Genomic DNA, 17,280 nt, shown 5'->3' with positions numbered 1-17,280 from the left:
CGCGGCCTACTGGATGGTCAGCGCGTTGTTGGCGCCCAGGGTGATCTGTCCCTGGATGTTGGCGCTCGAGCTCTTGAGCCGGATGTTGCCGCCGGTCGCCAGCTTCAGGACCGCGCTTCCGTCCTCCGTCTGGAGGTAGATATCTTTCCCCGCGTTGACGACGATGTCCGCGTCTGGATCGAGCTCTACATAGGAGTTCTTGACGTTCGCGAGGAACACCGCTCCTGGCCCGCCGTCGTCCTCCCCCACGTAAATCGCGCTCTGCGTCGCGCCCGCCGCGTCGTTCTGCCCGATGAGGATCCCCTTCTTGTCCATCTTGATCTCGGCCTGCGATCTCGGGTCCCCGGCCTTGTCCTTCAGCGCGACGACCACCGAGGCGACGAGCCCGACGGCGAAGGCGGCCGCCGCGCCCCCGAGGCACCCGGCGGGGACGGCGGCCACGCCGCTGCTGTCGACGGTCCCCGCGGCGGTGCACCCCGAGAGGACCGCCACCGGGACGGCGGTCGCGGCTGCGATCCCGGCGAGCACCGCGTTCCGGCTCCCCCCGACGCCCTCGTGATCGGCCTTGATGCGCAGGTGGATCTCCTCGCGCGCCTTGAGCTCGTGATCGCCCGCCGTGCTGATCTCCTTGCCCGCGACGTTCGAGTACTTGAGGCCAGCGCCGAACTCGACGGTCATGCCCACGCTCGCGGTCAGCGCCAGCGCCAGGCTGAGATCGATCTTGCCGCCGAGGAAGACCGTGTTCGTCATGCCGAACATCGCGTCGAACTTGTAGCCGCCGTAGAAGCTCTCGGTGTCGCCGAAGGTGTAGGAATCGCTGGAGTTGTGGCCCATCTCGCGCTTGCGCCAGGTCTTCTTCCCGGCCGCGTACACGTCCTGCTCGAAGAACTCGACCCGATAGACGGGATCGGCGTTGTACACCTCGAGCGTGCCGGCGCCGAGGTTGAGGCGGTACTTGCCGCCGACCGTGTCGGTCTTGTTCCCGCCGACGAGGACCGTCTCGTCCAGCTGGATGCTCTCCCGGTTGTTGCCGCGGACCACGAGCGTCCGGTCGCCGTCGGTGTACTCGAACCAGCCCGGGTACGTCTTGGCCGGGTCTCCGGCGCGGAGGTCGTCGGCGTTCTGCACGCCCGGCTTCGTCTTCGCGCTGTCCGCGGGGTCGGCGTGCGTGAACGAGTCGAGCAGGGCGTTCTCGGTGGTCGAGTCCGACGCGCCGATGCGGAAATAGCTCGTCTGCGTGCCCGTGGCGTCGTCGTAGTCGGGGGTCTTGAGGATGAGCCAGGTCCCGGTGACGCTGAATTTCACGTACTCGATCGACGCGCTCACCACGCTCGACTCGTTCCCTGCGCTGTCCTGGAACTGGGCGCTCACCGTCTTCTGGCCGTAGCCGTCCGAGAGCGTCCACCACACGCTGGCGGTCGCGGTTTGCCAGGCTCCCCACTCGCCGCCGTCGTTCTTGAGCCGCACCTTCGCGACAGGGGAGGTCCCGTCCGTCGCGTCGAGCGTGAGGGCGACCTGCCGCGTCGCCGTGTCCGCGGCCCCGCCGTTGATCGCGATCGAGGCCGCCGTCGGGGCCGCGGTGTCCAGCGTGATCGAGGCCGACCCGGCGCCGAGCACGGTGGACCCGCCGTCGCCGAACTGCACCGAGACCGTCTTCCCGCCGTCGCCCGACGGCAGGGCGTAGCTCGTGGTGGCCGAGAACGACGCCCACGCGCCGAAGGTCGCGCCATCGCTGCTGAACCGCATCCGCGTCGCGCCCGCGGGCGCGGTGAGGGTGAGCGTGACCGACGTCGAGTTTGTGTAGCTGGCGCCATCGTTGATCTTGATGCTCATGGCCTGCTCCTCGGGTGGTCCTCCGGCCCTCGCGGCGCCTATCCCTGCGCCTTCGGCTCGCCGGAGGGCGGCCGCGGCGCGCCGGCGATCATCCGCTCGATCCGGTCGCACGCCTCCTTGATCTGCCCGAGCGCCGGCGGCGCCACGTAGATCGTCGTGCGCTCGTCGCGGCCCCCGTCGCGCAGGCGCAGCGTCAGCACCGCGAGCGGCGCGTCGAGGTGCACGCCCCGGTCCGATCCGGCGATGCGGTCGACCCGCCAGTCGAGCCCGACCAGCACCTTGCCGTGATCGAAGATCGACTCCTCGAGGATGCCCCGGCGGATGACGGCCTTCGCCGCCTCGTACCACGAGAGCACGACGACGCCGCCGCGCGCGTCGTCGCCCGAGAGCGCCGCGACGTCCTCGGCGACGTCGGTCGCGGCCAGATCGAGGCTGCTGGCGCGCGAGAGCACGAAGCGGCACACGCGCAGGCTCGCTTGCAGATCCGGCGCCGAGAGGTCGTAGAGCCGGCAGAACGCCTCCGCGCGCTTCTCCATCACCGCGTCGACGGCGCCGGCGAGGCTCGGCGCCAGGATCTCCCAGAGGCCCTGGCGGGCCTTGTCCGGCAGGTCGAGGAACCGCCTCCAGTCGCGGACGACGTCGGCCGGCGCGGGCTGGCCGTCGAGGCAGCGGAGGCGCGCCTCGAGAGGGGCGGGGGCTCGGTTCATGCGGGATCCTCCATCTCGTGTCAGCGTCGGTCGCGGATCTCGATCGTCGCGCCGGCGGCCGTCGTGATGCGGTGGCGATCGGCGAGCGCGGCGTTGACGGCCGACGGCGCCGCCGCGTTCGGGACCGCGCCGACGATGATCGGCCGATCCGGATCGCCGTCGGCGAAGACGAGGAGCACCTCGGCGCCGGGCCGCAGCGGGAAATGCATGTTGTGGTTCGGCCCGGCGAAGGGCTGCGCCATCCGCACCGGGTGCGAGCTCTTCTGCTCCCCCGGGAGCGCCGTGTCGAAATGGAACTGCACGGTGTAGCGGCCGTCGCCGTCGAGGCGCGCGACGCCGCCGGTCTCGCCCTCGGGGCCGGGCTGCACGACGCCGGTGACGAACCCGTGGATGCGCGGCCTCGGCGTCCGCCGCGGGGGGCGGTAGTGGATGCGCGCGGGCACCGCCGTGAAGGTGTTCGCGTAGGACGCCGCCACGTCCGCCTCGTCGAAGGTGGGCAGCGTCGCGGTGTGCTCGACCGCGACGAGGAGCAGGCCCTCGGGCGCCTCGAGCCGCGGGTGCTCCCGCAGGATCGTGCGGTGCCCGGCGCTGAACTCCGGCCGCGAGCTCTTGCCCTCGTAGACGCGCTGCCCCGAGAGGCGCTCCTCGGCGCGGATCTGGGCGAGCTCCTTCGCCTCCTCGGCCGTCTTGACGTGGCTGCCGTACTCGACGATTCCCCCGCCCGACGCCCCCTCGAGCGTGTGATACGCGGCGAGATCGAGCAGCGGCTTGCGGTAGTTGTAGTCGTGCACCACGTACGCCGAGGGGACGAGCTCGCTCGTCACCTCGATGGCGAAGACGTCGGACGCCTCGCCGCGCGGCCGGAACTGCACCTCCGCGGCGCCCTCCACGGGGCGAAAGCCCCCCGGGTGGTCGGTGAAGACGAGGACGTCGCGGTCGCCCCGGTGCTCGAAGAAAAAGCAGATCCCGAGGTGCTCGGCGAGGCGGCTGATGAAGGCGAGATCGCTCTCCTTGTACTGCACGATGAGCTCGCGCAGCGGGTACGCCTTGAGGAGGCGGAGCTCGACGTCGCCCGCTCCGAGGCCGTGCCGCTCGAGCTTGCGCCGGATCACGTCCGGCACGCTCGCATCCACGTAGATCTCCTGCGTCTCGACGAGCGTCAGCCTGAACGCGCGCGGGACGACGCGGAGGCGGTAAGCGCGGCGCTCGGCGGCCGGGTCCAGGCGATCGAGGATCTGGCCGAGGATGCCGTGGATCCGGCGGATCTCCTCGCCCTCGATGAGGACGACGACGCTGATCGGGGCCCCGGGGACGGCGTCTTCGGGCAGGTCCCGCTGCGGATCGCACACCACGTCGAGGTCGAACGAGAAGACCCGGGAGATCTCCTCGCGCCCCGAGAGCGCGCGGACCTGCACGCCCGCCCACGGGGCGCCGGCGGTTTCGACGAGGATTTCCATGGCTCGGCTGGCTCCCTTGAGCGTGGTGAGGGACCGCCACCTACGGGCGCCCCTTGCTGGAACCGTAGATGACCTGCTGGATGTCGAGCTTCTGCGGCTTCGGGGCCTTGCGAGGCGGCGCGGGCTCGACCGCGCGGTCGCTCGCGGCGCCGCCCCAGGGCGATCGCGGCGCGGGAGCGGCGGCGGGCGCCGCGGGAGCGGCGGCGGGCGCCGCGGGAGCGGCGGTGGGCGGCGGCACGGGAGCGCCCGCCGCGGGCGACGGAGCCGCGGCGGCGGCAGGCGGCGCAGGAGCTGCGGCCGCTTTCGCGGGAGCTGCGGCCGGTGGCGCGGGAGAAAGCCCGGTGCGTCGAAACGGGAGGAGGCTCTCCGCGAGGGCGCGATCCTGGTCCTCGGAGGAGAGCGAATGGGTCTCCGAGACGGAACGCCGCTGCGGTGGGCGTGGCGCCTGCGGGCTGGGCGCCGCCGCGGGCGACGGCGCGGCCCCCGGCCGGAACGGGAGCGGGGCCGCCGACCCGGCGGGGGCTCGGCTCGTCGGCGCGGCGGACGCATCGAGGCGCCGCGCGGCGCCGCGCGGCTCGCGCGCCTCGACGTCCTCGCCGAGCAGCTCGATCGTCGCCCCGGCCTGCTCGGGCGCCGCGGCCGCGCGCGTGGCGGACATCGCCATCTCGGCTGGGGCCAGCCACGCAGGCGGAGTGCCCGGCAGCTCGACGCCGACGACGACGCGCACCGCCGCGAGCGCTGCTTCACCCGCGAGCGGGAAGCTGCGGCGCCAGAGCAGCGAGCACGACTGCCGGTCGCCGTCGACGTGCAGCGTGTCGAGCACGAGCTCGAGCGGCTGCCCCTCCCTGACGCCGAACGCGGAGAGGCCGTGGACGCGCGCGAGGGCGCGCGCCCCGGGGAGGCGCGTCCGCAGCACGTGGAGCGTCGGGTGGAGCCCCTGGAGCGCGAGCCACTCGTCGCCGCACAGGGCTTCGACGCGCTGATCGGGCGGGGCCGCCTGGAAGTAGCTCCAGTCGAAGTCGTCGGGGATCTCGAGGATGGGCGCCTCGAGCGCCTTGCGGGTCGTGCGCCCGAGCAGCCGCGTGCGCGACGGCCACACGCTCCCGAGCGGCGCGAAGCCCGCCGGGCGGTCGCGCCGCGCGGGGTCCAGGACGGTCGGGGAACGGGTGCCGAATGGGTTGTCGGCCATGCCGATCCCCCCGAACGCGCGCTCGTAGACGAGAGGGATCGCCTTGTCCTCGCCGCCGGGCTCGATCGCGAGCGCCTTGTCGAGGATCGGGCGCTCGCCGGCGAAGAGCGCGAGGCGCACCGAGAAGGGCGCCGCCGGCAGGCCCGGCGGCGCGTACGCGTGGCCCGTGAAGAACACGTCGACGCGCGCGAGGTAGGGCGCGAGGTCGCTCGTCAGCCGGACGCTGCGGCCCGGGTTGTTGTGATGGTGGATGTCGGCATGGATGATCCCCTGCGGCTCGACGGGGATCATCTTTGCGCCGTCGACGAAGGCGAAGGTCGCCTTGGCGATCACCGTGAGGTTGAGCCGCCCTCGCGCGCGCCACGCGACCCCCGCCACGGCCGCGCCGGGAGGCGCCCCGATCGCGCTGGGGGTGAGCGAGGTCTCCGGCTTCACCGCGCCATGAAACCACCGGGGCATCGCGAGGGTCAAGCCTGCCACCGACGACGCCGACGCGCCGTCGCGACGTCCGCCCGACCGCTCGCCGACGACGTTCCTCGGCCTCGCAGCGCGGGTGAAGGCGGCACGGCCCGGCGACGACGGCAGGCGCCAATCCGGTGAGGGGTCCAATCCATCCATCGGTGTTGGACATCGCTCTCTGTTGGACATCGCCCTCTGTCGGACATCGCTCTCGGCGGGAGAGCACCCATGTCCGACCGGTACCGCTGACAGCGCGCGATCGACGTCCGTGCCAGCGTGCAGGAGCCCCCTCGCCGCGCTGGGCGACGCGGTGCCGCTCGGGTGTACCGCCGCGCGCGCCTGATATAGACTGCCGCCGTGCAGGAGCTCCGCAAGACCGTCTGCAACCGCGACTGCCCCGACGCTTGCAGCATCGTGGCCACCGTGGAGGACGGCCGCGTCGTGCGCCTCGCCGGCGACCCGGACCACCCGATCACGCGGGGCTTCCTCTGCCACCGCACGTCGCGCTTCCTGGAGACGCAGTACTCGCCCGAGCGCCTGACGACGCCGCTGCTCCGCAAGGGCGGCGAGCTCGTGCCGGTCTCCTGGGACGAGGCGCTCGACACCGCGGCCGAGCGGCTGCTCGCGATCCGCCGCGCGTCGGGCCCGGCCGCGATCTTCCACTACCGGAGCGGCGGCTCGCTCGGGATGCTCACCGGGATCGCCGACGCCTTCTTCGCGCGGTTCGGGCCGGTCACGGTCAAGCGCGGCGACATCTGCTCCGGCGCGGGCGACGCCGCGCAGCTCGCCGATTTCGGCGAGGAGGACAGCCACGACCTCGCCGACCTGAAGAACGCCCGGCACATCCTCCTCTGGGGCAAGAACGTCTTCACGTCGAGCCCGCACACCCTGCCGGTGCTGCGCGAGGCGAGGGCGCGCGGCGCGGAGCTCGCGCTCATCGATCCGGTGCACCACAAGACCGCGTCGCTCTGCGCGGCGTTCTACCAGCCGCGCCCGGGCGGCGACTTCGCGCTCGCCATGGCCGTCGCCCGCGTGCTCTTCGACGAGGGGTGGGTCGATCCGCGCGCCGCGGAGTACTGCGATCACCTCGACGAGCTCCGCGCGCTCGCGCGGCGCCGCTCGGTCGCCGCGTGGTGCGGCGAGGCCGACGTGCCCGAGGCCGCCGCGCTGGACCTGGCGCGCCGCCTCGCCGACAGGCCCGCGGCGATCCTCGTGGGCTGGGGCATGGGCCGGCGCACCACGGGCGGGGCGATCGTGCGCGCCCTCGACGCGCTCGCGGCCGTGAGCGGCAACCTCGGCATCCCCGGCGGCGGCGTCTCGTTCTATTTCAAGCGGCGCGGCGCGTTCGATCTCTCGCCCTTCGGGGGCGATCGCCCTCCGCCCCGCACGGTCTGCGAGCCGCTGTTCGGGCAGGAGGTGCTCCGGATGAGCGACCCGCCGATCCGCGCCGTCTGGGTGACCGCCGGCAACCCGGTCGCGATGCTGCCCGACTCGCGCGCCGTCGCGGAGGCGCTCGCGACGCGCGAGCTCGTCGTGGTCGCCGACTCGTTCCTCACGGACACGGCGCGGCTCGCCCACCTCGTGCTGCCCACGCGGACGCTCCTCGAGGCCGACGACGTGCTCGGCGCCTACGGCCACCACTACCTCGGCGTCGCCACGCCCGTGGTCCCGCCCCCGGACGGGGTGAAGAGCGATCTCGAGATCGCGCAGGCGCTCGCGCGGCGCGTGGGCCTCGGCGACGCGCTCGACGGCAGCGCCCGCGACTGGAAGCGGCGGGTCGCCGAGCCGAAGCTCGCGCCGCTCGGCGTCACCCTCGAGGCGCTGGAGCGCGGGCCGGTGCGCAACCCGCTGGCGCCTGCGGTGCTGTTCGAGGACCGCAAGTTCCCGACCCCGAGCGGGCGGGTCAACCTCATCACCGAGGGGCCGGAGGAGCGGGAGGATCCCGACGCGCGCGAGCTGCCGCTCCTGCTCATGGCGCTCTCCACCGACAAGTCCCAGTCGTCGCAGTGGGCCAGGCCGCCGCAGGGGCCGGCCGTCGTGACGGTCCACCCCGACGCGGCGGGCGGCGTGGCCGACGGCGCCGTCTGCCGGGTCGTGTCGCGCGTCGGGGCGATGACGGTGCGGCTGCGCCACGATCCCGCGCAGCGCCGCGACGTGGCGCTCATCCCGAAGGGCGGCCACCTCCGCGACGGCCGCTGCGCCAACGCGCTGATCCGCGCCCGCACCACGGACATCGGCGAGGGCGGCGCGCTCTACGAGGAGCGGGTGCGCATCGAGCCGATCGCGCCGGCGGATCGGCCCGAGCCCGCGCCGTAGGCGGCCCCGTCCGCGATCGTCGCGGGCGCGACGGCTCCCCGGCTCGACACCGCCGCCGAGCGGCTCGCGGCGCAGCTGCGGGCGCTGGGCGTCGAGCCGGACGAGGGCGGCGCCTGAGCGGCGGCGCGCCGCCGCTCAGTCCTCCTGTGCGGGCGCCCGCATCGGCTCTCGCGGCGTGGCGCGCTCGGGCGGAGCCGCGGCCGAGCCCTCCACGGCGTCCCCGATCTCGCGCGCCACGTCCTCGACCGTGCGCAGGCTGATCCGCCCGGCGAGGACCAGGGTCGCGCCGATCTCGCGGCAGTCGATCGGGTCCAGCCGCACGGGCGACGCGAACGCGTTCACCGCCGCCATCTGCCCCGCGGCGTAATCGAAGCGCGCGCCGAACACGAGATCGCCGTACCGCGTGTAGGACACCAGGCCGAGCGACGCGTGCACGCCGCTCATCCGCTCGAGGAAGAGCCTCGACTCGGCGGACATGGGGCCCCGCAGGCCCGACAGCGCGTTGAAATCGGTGATGGCGCCGCCGAGCAGGCTGAGGTCGCGCGTGAGGAACACCTCGGCGCCGAGCCCCACGTTGACGATGGGCGCCGCCCCCTCGACAAGGTCGAGCCGGCTCCGCCTCCGGCTCGTCACCGCGCCCCCGTCGACCGCGATCTCCTCCCGATCGAGGGAGGCCCGCGCGAACTCCCGCTGGCCGAGGTAGAAGAAGCCGTCGAGCTCCAGGCGCAGCCTGCTCCACTCCGCGCTCGCGCCGACCGCCAGGCGCGCCGGCGACGGGGCCACGAAGTCCCCTTCCCCGGCCCAGGTGCGGACCGACGCCGTCGCGGTGGCGAGCGTGTCCTGATGGCTCGCGTCCAGCGAGTCGAAGAGGTGCACGCTGGGCGTCCGCACGCTGATCCCGGCGGAGAACACCGGGCTCAGCCGGTACGTCACCCCGAGGTGCGCGAGCCCGTCCCAGGAGTCGCCGGAGAGGGCGGCCTGGTACGTCACGCTGCTCGCCGCGCCCGTGCCGGTGTCCTCCACGAGGCTGGCGACGTCGAGCGAGCTCGTGTAGCGGGTGCGCACGGCCGAGAGCGAGACGCCCACGGCGAGGCGCTCGGTGGCGCGGTAGCTCCACGAGGGGCCGGCGCTGAAGCGGCCCCACGCGTAGCGGAACGTCTGCGCCTGGTTCACGCGGCGCGCGGCGGACTCCCCGGAGAACGCGAGCGCGTCGAACCCGAACTCGTTCTCCTCGGTCTTCGCGAGGCAGGCGGCGACGGTCTGGCGGCCGACCCGCACCCGCCGCGGCGCCGCGTCGCGCGCGCCGTGCTTCCAGTCGAAGAAGTAGCACGTCGCGTCCGGGAGGGAGTCCAGGCCCTGATCGGTCACCGTCGGGCGATCGAGCCGGAGATCGCCGTACAGGGCGGCGTCGACCGGACCTGGCTGGTGCCACGCGTCCAGCGTGCGGTGCGCGTAACGGAAGAACGCCGACGAGAACGCGATGTTGCGGTCCTCGATGCGGATGATGGTGGCCGGGTTCAGGAAGGGCGCGGCGCCGTCGACCCCCAGCACGACCCCTGTGCCCCCGAGGAGCGCCGACCGCCCGCCGAGGAGCGCGGACTCGTACCGCCCCTGCGCGCGCGCCGCGGAGGCGCCGAGCGTCGCGACGAGCGCGCCGGCGACGCCGAGCAGCGCCCCGCGCGCTCCGGAGCGGCGGACGCGGGCGCGCGGGCTCGGCGGCATGGCGGGCGCCAGCATGGATCGCGGCGCCGTGACCGCAACGGCAGCGGCGCCCCGCTGTGGCAGGACGCGACGTGCGCGCTCCGCGATCGGCACTAGCGGCGCGCCGCCAGCGCGCCCAGGCCGAACGCGATCGCGTCCTCGGCGGCGGCAGCGACGGGCCCGGGGATGCGCGTCCCGCGGTCGAGCCACGCGCGGGCGCGGTTGCCGGCGAGCGCGCCGATCGCGGCGGCCGTCGCCCCGATCACGGCGCCGGCGACGCGCATGTTCTTGTCGGGGCTCTGCGTGCCGACGGCGGCGCCCAGGACCGCCCCGATCACGAGGCGCGCGCCGAGCGGACCCGGGGCGAGGCGGCTCGGCGTCGAGGGCAGCTTGTCGAACAGCAGCTCGCCGCCCGCGAGGACGCTCAGCGCGCGCTGCGCCACGGGCGAGCGGAGCGCCCGCCAGAAGCTCCCGCGCTGGCCGTCGAACGCGCCGCGCCGCGCGCTGGCCGCGAGGATCCTCACGCCCAGCATGGAACGCATTCCCGTCACCAGCCCGAGCCCCGCGGCCTGCCCCAGGAGAAGGATCTCCGAGGTGCGCGACCGCCGGGCGCCTCCCACGACCGTTGTCGTCTCCATGGAGGTACCGCAGAAGCAACGCATATGCCCTGGTTGGCCCGGGGCGCGCGACGTACATTGCGAGGGAGAGCTCCCCCGAGCTCGGAGACCGGTCCGCCATGCCTGTGACCCCCCTCGCCACGCTGAAGACCGTCGATCTCGAGGACGAGCGGCTGAAGCGCCTGAACGCGCTCAGCGACTTTCTGGACAACGCGATCCGCATCCCCGGCGTCGGCTACCGGGTCGGCTACGACGCGGTGATCGGGTTGATCCCGGGGGTCGGGGATCTCGTCGGCTTCGGCCTCTCGATATACATCGTGCTCGCGGCGGCGCGTTACCGTCTCCCCGCCTCGACGGTGCTGCGGATGATGCTCAACGTGGGCCTCGAGACGCTGATCGGCACGATCCCCGTCCTGGGCGACCTGTTCGACGCGGCCTACAAGGCGAACGCGCGCAACCTGGACCTCCTGCGGTCGCACCTCGCCGCGCGCGCCCAGGGCGGCGCGCGCCCCTCGGATCTCGGCTTCTACGCGGGGCTGGCGGTGGCGGTGGGGGGCGTCCTCGCGCTGACGGGCCTGCTGCTGTTCTCGCTGGTGCGTGCCCTTCAGGGCCTCCTCGGCGCGTGACGCGACGCCCGCGGGCCGCGTCCGCGGCGACGGCGCGACCGCGCTACCGGGTCGACGCCGACAGGTGCGCCTGCAGCGAGATCATCTGCGGTGTGTCGGCGCCGTCGCGCGGCTCGAGGGAGGTGAAGTAGCTCTTCCAGGAGGGCCCGGCCGCCCAGTAGGTCCAGCCCACGTAGACGTCCTTGTTCTGCTCCAGGTAGATCGCGACGTTGGCGATGGCCTTCAGGCATACCGCGCCGGAGCCGCCGCTGAACTCGCCGAGGAATCCCTTCTTCCGGTGCTTCCTGAGCCACGCCGTGAACCCCTGCAGGCGCTCGACCCCGACGGTCTCGCTGACGCAGGTGGGCGACTTTCCCGAGGAGTCGTCGTCGAGGTGCTGGTGGACCTCGAACGCGACGTAGCCCTTCGGGTCGGCGATCTTGAGGAGCGCCTCGGCGTTCGAGGTCCCGTAGAAGGTCGCGTCGAAGCTGTGCGCGCCTGACCACCCGTTGCCGGGGACGAGGATGAGGTTCGTCGCCCCGGCGGCGCGGATGGAGACGATCGCGGCGTTGGCCGCCTCGATCCACGTCTCGGTCGGCATGTCGTGCGGCTCGTTCATGAGGGCGAACACGACCTTCGTGTTGCCCTTGAACTCGACGGCCAGCCTCCCCCAGAACTCCGCGAAATCCGCGATGGGGATCTCCGCGCCCACGACGCCCGTCCCGTAGCGAGCGTAGTTGTGCACGTCGAGCACCACGTAAGCGCCCTTGGCGGTCAGGTTGTTGACGGTGGTCGTGAGCCGGTTCAGCTCCGGCGCGTTGAGCGGCTGGTTGCGCGCGGGCTGCAGGCGTTCCCAGCGGAACGGCACCCGGAAGGTGTTCATTCCCTTGGCGATGAAGTAGTCCGCGGACGTGTAGCCCTTGGAGAACGCGGGATCGGGGTAGCTGTAGTGGACCCCTGGCGTCCCTGGCAGGTTGCCCTTGCCGAAGGCATCGACGCCGAACTCGGCGCCCGCGAGGCTGATCCCTCGAAGCGCGAGTGGCCTCTCGAGGAGCTCCGCGTCCGCCGCGCCCGTCCCCTGATTCTTCTCAGCGCCCTCCCCCCGGCACCCTCCCAGAGCGGCCCCGATCCCCGCCACCAGCGCCCACGCGACCGCTCTCCTCACAGGTCCACCTCGGCCCCGATAAGACCCCGGCGCCCCCAGAACTGCAAGCCTCCACCTCCCCCGGCTGCCGCCCCACGCGAGCGATTGCGCCCCGCGCCCCCGTCTTCTCTGCACGGATAAACGCTGGCCGAGCGGGGTGCACGCGCACAGGAGACGGGCCCAGATCGGCGTTTTCGGCGCGCAGGCGTACTCCGGTACGCCGAGCACCGAAAACGCCGAGGTGGGCCCGTCTCCGCAGCGCGTGCGCCCCGCTCAGTTGCGGGAGCTGGTGAAGAGGCGGAGCACGTACCAGAACAGCATGGCGACGGACGCGAAGAGCTCGAGCGCGGCGCCGACGTACCGGTCCTCGGGGAAATGGTGCAGGACGTTCGACGTGTCGTAGAGGATGGCGGCGCCGGCGAACGCGACCATCGCGACGCTGAAGAACGTGCCGAGCTGGAAGCCGAACAGCAACGAGGCCCCGATGAGGACGAGCGCGCAGATGCCGCCCCAGCGCAGGAGAGCGCCGAGGAACGAGAAGTCCTTGCGGGTCACGAACGCGATCGCGGTGAGCCCGGCGAAGCCGACCATCGTGACCATCGCGGCGCTCTGGATCGCGCCGGGCGCGACCATGTCCGCGATGTACAGGAGCGGCACGAAGATGATCGCCTGGGCGACCACGTAGCCGGCCAGCGCGGCGTACTGCGCCGGCTTCGACACCGAGGTGTGCGCCGCGCGGCTGGCGAGCCAGCTCACGAGCATGAACGCTCCGAGCACCACCAGCCAGCTCGTGCCCATCATCGCCCTGGCGATGACCGAGGCGGCGCCGGTCTTGAACAGCGCGACCTCGATCCCGGCGAAGAGCACGATCGCCCCGAACAGGTGATTGTACGTTCGCACGAGGAAGCGCTCGCGCGAGTCCGCGGCGGCACGGATCACCGAAGAACGGCTCCCGTATCCTACGTAGTTCTGGTCCATGTTCCCTCTCTGGTAGGCCTCGACGTTCGGCGCTACGCTTTCGGCTTCGGCTTTCGAAGCTAGCACGCGGCATGCCCGGCCCGCACGCAACACGCCCGCGACACGGCGGCCCGCGGAGGACGCGCAGCGCCACGACGCCGTGAGCAACGGCACAGGAGCCCAGCCCTCCGCCGCTCGCCCGGGCCAGACCGGGGACCGCCCCATTTTGCCCCACCGGTGCCGCGGGACGCCGGAACGGCTCGTCCGACGCCGCGGCGCGATGAGGAAAGGCCGGGGCCGCCCCATTTTGCCCCACCGGCGCCGCAGGACGCCGGCACGGCTCGTCCGACGCCGCGGCGCGATGAGGAAAAGCCGGCCTCGATGCCTTCGCTGCATCGAGGTCCCCTGAACGATCGACTTAAATCCCCTTGGGGATCTTGTCGAGGTCTACCTGGGAGAGCGCATGTCGGATCAGCGCGCTCCGGTTGGCCTTCGTCATGCCGCGCGCCTTGAGGGCGCTGACCATGTCGTCCAGCCTCTCGAGATCTTCGGTGTACATCGAGATACAGATGACCTTGTAGTGCTGCGGTCGCTCGGGCGGCGGCGCAGCCCCCGGCTCGGCCGCAGCGCCGGTCGTCCGGCCCTTCGCGCGCGAACGCGGCGCGTCCGTGGGTGTATAGAACGCCCCAGACAGAACCCCTTCCACCTCGTCGCGATCGAGCAGCGCCCGCGCGGCGCCCCCGAGATCGCCTTCGCTCTTCATTGCTTCCTCCAGCTCCCTGCCCGGTCGAGGCGCCGCGAGTGCGGGCCCTTCATCCAGCGGGACCCCGCGGTTGCGGGTCCCTTCCTCAGCGGGACCCCGCGGTTGCGGGTCCCTTCCTCAGCGGGACCCCGCGGTTGCGGGTCCCTCCCTCAGCGGGCCCCCGCGGTTGCGGGTCCCTTCCTCAGCGGGCCCCCGCGGTTGCGGGTCCCTCCCCTCATCGGGACCGCGCGGCCCCAGACCCCTTCATGCGCCGGCCGCCGCAGCGCCCGGCCGCTCTGCTGCCGCGTCCGCCCGATCGGCGCTCCACGACCCCGCATCGCGCGCCGCCCCTGCCTCCGAGCCGGTCACGCCGCGCTCGCGGCTCTCGATGATGCGATCGACCACTGCCAGGTAATCGTCGGCCGCCGGGGTCCCCGGCGCGTACTCGAAGATCGTCTGCCCCTGCGCGGGCGCCTCCTTGACCTTGATCGCCTGCCGGATCGGCGCGAGGCAGCGCTCCCCGAAGTGCTGCTTCATCGTGCCGACCGCCTCGCGCGCGATCTTCGCGCGGCCGTCGAAGAAGGTCGGCAGAACACCCCAGATCTGCACCGGGTGGTGCAGCAGGGCGTTCACGTTCTTCACCGTCTTGATCACCTGCCGGACGCCGACCAGCGACAGGTAATCGCACGCGACCGGGACGAGCACGCTGTCGGCGAACACAAGCGCGTTCTGGTTCATCAGCGACAGGCTCGGCGAGCAGTCGAGCACCACGTAGTCGTACTCGGACGCCGCTGCGGACAGGCGATCCGAGAGCACGCGATCGCGGTTCTGGCGCCCCGCCAGGTAGAGCTCGGCCGCGGCCAGCGTCTCGTTGGACGGCAAGAGATCCAGGTTCGGCCGCACCGTCCTCATCGCGTCCGCGACCCGGAGCCCCATCACGAGCACGTGATAGAGCGAGCGCTCGGCGCTCGCGCCGAGCGAGACGGAGACGTTCCCTTGCGCGTCGGTGTCGACGAGGAGCACCCGCTTGTCGCGCGCCGCGAGCCCGGCCGCCACGCTCACGGCCGTCGTCGTCTTGCCCGTACCGCCCTTGTGGTTGAACACGGCCAGATACCGCGGCACCCCGGCCGGCCGCTGCGGCGGCCGCTTCGCGCCCCCCGCCGGCGACAGCGAGACCGCGACCGCGCCCTGCCCCCTGGGCTCCCCCGCCGACACGGCCGGCGGCACTGCCGGCGCCGGCGCCGGCGCCCCGCCCAGCGCGCGCGCCGCCGGCTCGGGCGACGCCGGCTCGGGCGACGCCGGCGCGCCCGCCTCCCCGGCAGCGCGGGCCGCGCCCCCCGCGAGCGGCACATCGCGGCGGGTCGCCGGCAGCCCCTCGGCCGGCGGCGCGGCGGCCGCCGAGGCCGCCGCCGCGATGTCGCCGAGCCGCACCCCCTTGGCCTCGCGGACCAGCTGCGACCGGCACTCCAGCGAGCACGCGTAGTGCCGGCGCCCGGCGACATAGAGCACCTGAGACACGAGGTGCGGGGAGAAGCGCTTGGCGCACGCGTCGCACGTGGCGAGCGAGGCGCCGCCGTCCCCGCCGAGCTGGCTCTTCTCCAGGCACTTCTGCGAGCAGAAGAAGGAGAAGCCGCCGTCCTTCTCCTCCATCTGGTACCGGAACTGGACCTCGAATCCGGTCCCGCACACGCTGCACGTCTCGCTGATTCCGCCCACAGCTCGCTCCTTACGCGCCGCGCACAGCGCTTTGCCCAGGCGCAGCCTTGACCATCATCACAGTCAAGGCACAAAGGTCAACTTTTCTGCGAGCACGGCTCACCCTTCCAGCACAAGGGCGAGCGCGCATCCCGGGAGGGGGCCCGGGACGAGGGCAAGTCGGGGGGACCGGAACGGGGGCGGCTGGCTCAGTGACGGAAGTGCCGGACCCCGGTGAACACCATCGCGACCCCCGCCGCGTCCGCCGCGGCGATGACCTCCGGGTCCCTCACGCTGCCTCCAGGCTGCGCGACCGCCGTGATCCCGTGCTCGGCGGCGAGCGCCAGGCCGTCCGGGAACGGGAAGTAGGCGTCGGACGCGAGGACGCTCCCGCGCGCCCGCTCGCCCGCCTTGCTGCAGGCGATGCGCACGCTCTCGACCCGCGACATCTGCCCGGCCCCGACCCCGACCGTGCTGCCGGGCACCGTGAGCACAATCGCATTGGATTTCACGTGCTTGCAGACGCGCCAGCCGAGGTCGAGCGCCTCGAGCTCCCGCTCCGTGGGCGCCCGCTTCGTCACGACCTTGCCGCCGCGCACCTCGCCGCCCGCGGTCGCGTCGCGCTCCTGGACCACGAGGCCCCCGCCGACGCGCTTGAACGTGAGCTCCCGGTGATCCGCGGGCAGGAGCGCGCCGGTCGCGAGCACACGGAGGTTCTTCTTGGTCCGGAGCACCTCGAGCGCCTCGGGGGCGTAGGCGGGCGCGATCACGCACTCCAGGAACGTCTCGACCAGCACCTCCGCGGCCGCGCGGTCGACCTCCCGGTTCAGCGCGACGATCCCGCCGAAGGCGCTCACCGAGTCGGCCTCGCGCGCCGTCCGGTAGGCGGTCGCGAGGTCGCCCGCGACGGCGACGCCGCACGGGTTCGTGTGCTTCACTACGACCGCCGCGGGCTGGGTGAACTCGCGCACCGCCTCGAACGCCGCGTCCGCGTCGACGAGGTTGTTGAACGAGAGCTCCTTGCCGCCCGCGCCCAGCGACTCCGCCAGGGCGAGCGACCCCGCGGCCGCGCCGCGCTCGCGGTAGAAGGCGCCCGACTGGTGCGGGTTCTCGCCGTACCGGAGCGGATAGGCCCGCTCGAGGGCGAGCGTCAGGAAGCGCGGGTACGGCTCGCGCTCCGCGGCGTTCGGCTCGCCCTCCTCCGGCAGCGACGAGAGGTAGCCGGCCACCATCCCGTCGTAGGCCGCCGTGTGGGCGAACGCCTTCGTGGCCAGCCGGCGGCGCGTGGCGCTCGACACCTCACCCGCCCCGTCGATCTCGGCGAGCACGGCGTCGTAGTCCGCCGGATCGACCACCACCGCCACGCGCGCGTGGTTCTTGGCCGCGCTCCGCACCATCGACGGCCCGCCGATGTCGATGTTCTCGATGATCTCGGGGTGCGTGACCCCCGGCCGCCGGACCGTCGCCTCGAACGGGTAGAGGTTGCACACCACGAGGTCGATCGGCTGGCCCCCGAGCCGCGCGAGGTCGTCCTCGTCGATCGCGCCGCGCATCAGGATGCCGCCGTGCACCCGGGGATGCAGCGTCTTCACCCGCCCATCCATCACCTCGGGCGAGCCGGTATAGGCCTCCACGCCGACGACCGGCACGTTGGCGTCCTGGAGCGCCCGCTGCGTCCCCCCGGTCGAGAGGATCTCCACGCCCTTTTCCGCGAGCCGCCGGGCCAGCGGGAGCAGCCCCGTCTTGTCCGAAACCGAGATCAATGCGCGTCGAATCATCGCGACGCCAGCTAGTGCGTCTCGGCCCCCGCCGCCAGCCGATCCGTCACCGCTGTCCGCGGCGCGGCGCGGCGCGCGCA

13 protein-coding genes are annotated in these 17,280 nt (G+C 73.1%); 2 read left to right on the top strand and 11 right to left on the bottom strand.

Going from position 1 to position 17,280, the window contains the following annotated elements:
- Positions 1-6 precede the first annotated feature (6 nt).
- From NQZ70_RS19695 to NQZ70_RS19680, 4 genes are read right to left on the bottom strand one after another with little or no spacing between them, the layout of a single operon-like run.
- Positions 7-1,833 carry a hypothetical protein gene (locus NQZ70_RS19695; RefSeq protein WP_129575585.1) on the bottom strand — a complete coding sequence of 609 codons (1,827 nt, stop codon included), beginning with the start codon at positions 1,831-1,833 and terminating at the stop codon, positions 7-9.
- A 38-nt stretch (positions 1,834-1,871) separates the two neighbouring features.
- Positions 1,872-2,540, bottom strand: coding sequence for a hypothetical protein (locus NQZ70_RS19690; RefSeq protein ID WP_129575584.1), 669 nt, complete (start codon positions 2,538-2,540; stop codon positions 1,872-1,874).
- A gap of 20 nt (positions 2,541-2,560) precedes the next feature.
- Positions 2,561-3,997 (bottom strand): type VI secretion system Vgr family protein, encoded by a 1,437-nt coding sequence (locus NQZ70_RS19685; RefSeq protein ID WP_129575583.1) that lies wholly within the window; start codon positions 3,995-3,997, stop codon positions 2,561-2,563.
- Positions 3,998-4,037: 40 nt separating this feature from the next.
- A complete protein-coding gene (locus NQZ70_RS19680; protein ID WP_165374055.1) occupies positions 4,038-5,666 on the bottom strand; it encodes a DUF2169 domain-containing protein in 1,629 nt (542 codons plus the stop codon).
- A gap of 336 nt (positions 5,667-6,002) precedes the next feature.
- Here NQZ70_RS19680 and NQZ70_RS19675 point away from each other — a divergent pair, with 336 nt between their 5' ends.
- Positions 6,003-7,961 (top strand): molybdopterin-dependent oxidoreductase, encoded by a 1,959-nt coding sequence (locus NQZ70_RS19675; RefSeq protein WP_129575581.1) that lies wholly within the window; start codon positions 6,003-6,005, stop codon positions 7,959-7,961.
- Positions 7,962-8,096: 135 nt separating this feature from the next.
- Here the strand turns inward: NQZ70_RS19675 and NQZ70_RS19670 are convergent, their stop codons facing one another.
- Together NQZ70_RS19670 and NQZ70_RS19665 are read right to left on the bottom strand one after the other, a co-directional pair.
- Positions 8,097-9,698 carry a hypothetical protein gene (locus tag NQZ70_RS19670; RefSeq protein ID WP_237245448.1) on the bottom strand — a complete coding sequence of 534 codons (1,602 nt, stop codon included), beginning with the start codon at positions 9,696-9,698 and terminating at the stop codon, positions 8,097-8,099.
- Positions 9,699-9,775: 77 nt separating this feature from the next.
- A complete protein-coding gene (locus tag NQZ70_RS19665; protein WP_165374054.1) occupies positions 9,776-10,300 on the bottom strand; it encodes a DUF4126 family protein in 525 nt (174 codons plus the stop codon).
- 98 nt (positions 10,301-10,398) lie between these two features.
- Between NQZ70_RS19665 and NQZ70_RS19660 the strand changes: the two genes are divergently transcribed.
- Positions 10,399-10,905, top strand: coding sequence for a DUF4112 domain-containing protein (locus tag NQZ70_RS19660; RefSeq protein ID WP_129575578.1), 507 nt, complete (start codon positions 10,399-10,401; stop codon positions 10,903-10,905).
- Positions 10,906-10,948: 43 nt separating this feature from the next.
- Here NQZ70_RS19660 and NQZ70_RS19655 read toward each other — a convergent pair whose 3' ends face one another.
- The 5 genes from NQZ70_RS19655 to purH all read right to left on the bottom strand — a co-directional run bounded on the left by NQZ70_RS19655 (position 10,949) and on the right by purH (position 17,200).
- Positions 10,949-12,049: a glycoside hydrolase family 5 protein gene (locus NQZ70_RS19655; RefSeq protein WP_237245447.1), complete on the bottom strand. Its 1,101-nt coding sequence runs from the start codon at positions 12,047-12,049 to the stop codon at positions 10,949-10,951.
- 252 nt (positions 12,050-12,301) lie between these two features.
- Entirely contained in the window at positions 12,302-13,006 is a 705-nt protein-coding gene (locus NQZ70_RS19650; RefSeq protein ID WP_237245446.1) for a Bax inhibitor-1 family protein, read from the bottom strand.
- Between the two features lie 397 nt (positions 13,007-13,403).
- On the bottom strand, positions 13,404-13,748 hold the full coding sequence (locus tag NQZ70_RS19645) for a hypothetical protein (RefSeq protein ID WP_129575577.1): 345 nt from the start codon (positions 13,746-13,748) through the stop codon (positions 13,404-13,406).
- Between the two features lie 243 nt (positions 13,749-13,991).
- A complete protein-coding gene (locus NQZ70_RS19640) occupies positions 13,992-15,443 on the bottom strand; it encodes a ParA family protein (RefSeq protein ID WP_237245445.1) in 1,452 nt (483 codons plus the stop codon).
- 188 nt (positions 15,444-15,631) lie between these two features.
- Positions 15,632-17,200, bottom strand: coding sequence for a bifunctional phosphoribosylaminoimidazolecarboxamide formyltransferase/IMP cyclohydrolase (purH, locus tag NQZ70_RS19635; RefSeq protein WP_129575576.1), 1,569 nt, complete (start codon positions 17,198-17,200; stop codon positions 15,632-15,634).
- Between the last annotated feature and the right edge of the window lie 80 nt (positions 17,201-17,280).

The organism is Sorangium sp. So ce836, assembly GCF_028553905.1.
Taxonomy (GTDB): Bacteria; Myxococcota_A; Polyangia; order Polyangiales; family Polyangiaceae; genus Sorangium; species Sorangium cellulosum_D.
This window is presented reverse-complemented; position numbering and strand designations above follow the sequence as displayed.

Bases quoted from the DNA above. Each gene is read 5' to 3' on its own strand.
- NQZ70_RS19695 (WP_129575585.1), bottom strand. From the start codon at position 1,833: ATGAGCATCAAGATCAACGATGGCGCCAGCTACACAAACTCGACGTCG.
- NQZ70_RS19690 (WP_129575584.1), bottom strand. From the start codon at position 2,540: ATGAACCGAGCCCCCGCCCCTCTCGAGGCGCGCCTCCGCTGCCTCGAC.
- NQZ70_RS19685 (WP_129575583.1), bottom strand. From the start codon at position 3,997: ATGGAAATCCTCGTCGAAACCGCCGGCGCCCCGTGGGCGGGCGTGCAG.
- NQZ70_RS19670 (WP_237245448.1), bottom strand. From the start codon at position 9,698: ATGCTGGCGCCCGCCATGCCGCCGAGCCCGCGCGCCCGCGTCCGCCGC.
- NQZ70_RS19665 (WP_165374054.1), bottom strand. From the start codon at position 10,300: ATGGAGACGACAACGGTCGTGGGAGGCGCCCGGCGGTCGCGCACCTCG.
- NQZ70_RS19660 (WP_129575578.1), top strand. From the start codon at position 10,399: ATGCCTGTGACCCCCCTCGCCACGCTGAAGACCGTCGATCTCGAGGAC.
- NQZ70_RS19650 (WP_237245446.1), bottom strand. From the start codon at position 13,006: ATGGACCAGAACTACGTAGGATACGGGAGCCGTTCTTCGGTGATCCGT.
- NQZ70_RS19645 (WP_129575577.1), bottom strand. From the start codon at position 13,748: ATGAAGAGCGAAGGCGATCTCGGGGGCGCCGCGCGGGCGCTGCTCGAT.
- purH (WP_129575576.1), bottom strand. From the start codon at position 17,200: ATGATTCGACGCGCATTGATCTCGGTTTCGGACAAGACGGGGCTGCTC.